We start from the raw sequence: 2629 nt of genomic DNA on the forward strand, positions 1-2629 counted from the left end.
TCGGGCCGGCCCGACATCTCCAGGCCGATGTCGAAGCCCTCCCGCAGGCCCAGCCGGCGCTGCGCTTCGGCGACCGACGTCTCGGCGACGTTCACCGCGAGCGTCGCACCCGCCTTGGACGCCAGTTCGAGGCGGTACGGACTGATGTCGGTGATGACCACGTTGCGCGCACCCGCGTGCCGCGCGACCGCAGCCGCCATGATGCCGATCGGGCCCGCCCCGGTGATCAGGACGTCCTCGCCGACCAGTGGGAACGAGAGCGCGGTGTGGACGGCGTTGCCGAAGGGGTCGAAGATCGCGGCGACGTCCAGGTCGACCGGGGACCGGTGCACCCACACGTTGGAGGCGGGCAGGGCGACATACTCCGCGAAGGCGCCGTCGCGGCCGACGCCGAGGCCGACCGTCGAGCGGCACAGGTGACGGCGTCCGGCCAGACAGTTGCGGCACTTCCCGCAGACCAGGTGTCCTTCGCCGCTGACCAGGTCACCGACCGCGATGTCGCGCACATCGGCGCCCACCGATGCGACCTCGCCCACGAACTCGTGCCCGAGGACGAGCGGTGTCGAGACCGCCTGCTGGGCCCAGCCGTCCCAGGAGCGGATGTGCAGGTCCGTGCCGCAGATGCCGGTGCGCAGCACCTTGATCAGTACGTCGCCGGGGCCCGTCTCCGGCTCCGGTACGTCCATGAGCCACAGCCCGGGCTCGGCGTGCTGCTTGACAAGTGCCTTCATCGCGGCGGCTCCAGGCGTGGCGGTGGCGATCAGTGAACAGCACCAATCTGCCGAGTCCCGGCCCGCCGGTCCATCGAGGTTTTCTTAAGCGGGCCCACAGCGGAGCTTCACGCCCCGTTTCCCGCTCCCCTGCCCGGGAACCTCAGGCGTCGCTCGCGCGTCATGGAGTACACCGCGCACTCGTGTCCGCTACGAGACCGGAGGTCCGCCATGACCACGGCCGTCACGCCCTTGCTCACCGCGCTCGTCGTCGCCAAGCGCGCGGGCCGCCGCGCCTGGGCGCTGGCCGAGGCGGGCGGATGGCATGCCGAAATGCTCTGTCCGGCGGGAATGGACCATCCGGGTGCCCTGCTCGGCGCCATGGAGGTGCTGCTGCGGCGCCCGGCACTGGTGGACCGCGACCGGGTCACCCTGCTCTGCAGCGACCAGCTGCTGGCGCTGACGCTGACCGAACTGGCCGCCCGTATGCCGTACTTGACCGTCTGCTCACCCCAGGATGTGATCGGCGGCAGCCTGCTGCACAGCCGCGCCAGGGAGGCGGCGACCCGGCTGGTGCGCGAGGCCACCGAGCGTCGTCCGGCGCTGACCGCCGCGAGCGACGGTTCGCACGGACAGCACACCAGGGACGGCGGCTGGGGGTGGCTGGCCGAGGACGGGACGTACGGTTTCGGCCCCGCGTCGTGCACCGAGCCCCTGGAGGCCGAACTCATCGGGATCCAGGAGCTGTTGAGGGCGGCGCCGCGCACCCACGACCTCACTGTGCTGTGCGACAGCCGTGCCGCGATCCACCTGGTCGGGAGCCTCGCCCCCGAGCGGCCCGGCGGCCCGTGGCGCTTCCCCTCCTCACGCAGCGCCCGGGTGCACGGGACGCTGATCGCGATACGCCAGGAGCTGACCGTCCGGCCGCCGGTCGCACTGCGCTGGGTGCGCGGTCACGACGGCCACCCCCTCAACGAGGGCGCCGACCGGCTCGCGCTGCACGCCCGCCGGACCGTCAGCGGCCGGGTTCCGCCGGCGACGGCACGTGCGACCGCCGAGGCGATCGCGGCGGAAGCGGTGGCCCGGTGGCAGGAATCAGCGGCCTGAACCCTGCGTGGGGTGAAGGTCCGGTGAGGGTCGATTTCCATCAAGTAACAGGAAGTAAAGCGGAAGTGACGGTTCATCATGCCTCTTCCCCTGTGGCCCGGACGCCCCCATTCTGGTCCACATGCGAATCACTCTACGCGCGTTGCGCTCCCGTGCCGCTGCCGTCGCCGTCGCCACCGCGGTCGTCGTGGCCCCCTCCGTCCTCCTCGCCACCGAGGCCCGCGCCACCGTCAGCGGGACCGTCTGTTACACGGCCCTGCCCTCCCAGGCCCACGACACCCTCGACCTGATCGACGCGGGCGGACCCTTCCCGTACTCCCAGGACGGTGTCGTCTTCCAGAACCGGGAGGGTGTCCTCCCCTCCCAGTCCGCCAGCTACTACCACGAGTACACGGTCATCACGCCGGGCAGTTCGACGCGCGGCGCGCGCCGCATCGTCACCGGCACGAAGACCGCCGAGGACTACTACACGGCCGACCACTACGTCACGTTCCGGCTGGTCGACTTCAACTGCTGACGTCCCCGTCCACGTACACCCACGCACCCTCGTACCGCTCGAAGCGGCTGCGCTCATGGAGTGAGTCCGGCTCGCCCCGGTAGGTGTAGTGCGCGCGGAACGTGACCGTCCCCTTCATATGGAAGGCGCTGCCCTCCGTCGCGGCCAGGATCTCCAGCCGCTGCCACCGCTGCCCGGCATCGAACTCGATGCCGGGCGGCCGTGTGGTGGGGTGCCAGCTCCGCAGCAGGTACTCCGCGTCCCGTACGACGAAGGCGCTGTAGCGCGAGCGCATCAGCGCCTCCGCCGTACGGGA

At 71.2% G+C, this 2629-nt stretch carries 4 protein-coding genes; 2 read left to right on the top strand and 2 right to left on the bottom strand.

Translation table 11 applies throughout. The features are described from left to right. A partial coding sequence (tdh, locus tag J0695_RS37285; protein WP_206969193.1) for an L-threonine 3-dehydrogenase occupies positions 1 to 731 on the bottom strand: 731 nt, incomplete at its 3' end. A gap of 210 nt (positions 732 to 941) precedes the next feature. Here tdh and J0695_RS37290 point away from each other — a divergent pair. Both J0695_RS37290 and J0695_RS37295 read left to right on the top strand, forming a co-directional pair. Beyond that, complete coding sequence (locus tag J0695_RS37290) at positions 942 to 1817, top strand: ribonuclease HI (protein WP_206969194.1); 876 nt, start codon at positions 942 to 944, stop codon at positions 1815 to 1817. Positions 1818 to 1938: 121 nt separating this feature from the next. Next, positions 1939 to 2334 (top strand): ribonuclease, encoded by a 396-nt coding sequence (locus tag J0695_RS37295; RefSeq protein ID WP_206969195.1) that lies wholly within the window; start codon positions 1939 to 1941, stop codon positions 2332 to 2334. Here J0695_RS37295 and J0695_RS37300 read toward each other — a convergent pair. Then, positions 2324 to 2629: YchJ family protein (locus tag J0695_RS37300; RefSeq protein ID WP_277990085.1), on the bottom strand; the 306-nt coding region annotated here is incomplete at its 5' end. The genes J0695_RS37295 and J0695_RS37300 overlap by 11 nt on opposite strands.

This window comes from Streptomyces beijiangensis (assembly GCF_017315755.1).
GTDB classification, from domain to species: Bacteria; Actinomycetota; Actinomycetes; order Streptomycetales; family Streptomycetaceae; genus Streptomyces; species Streptomyces beijiangensis.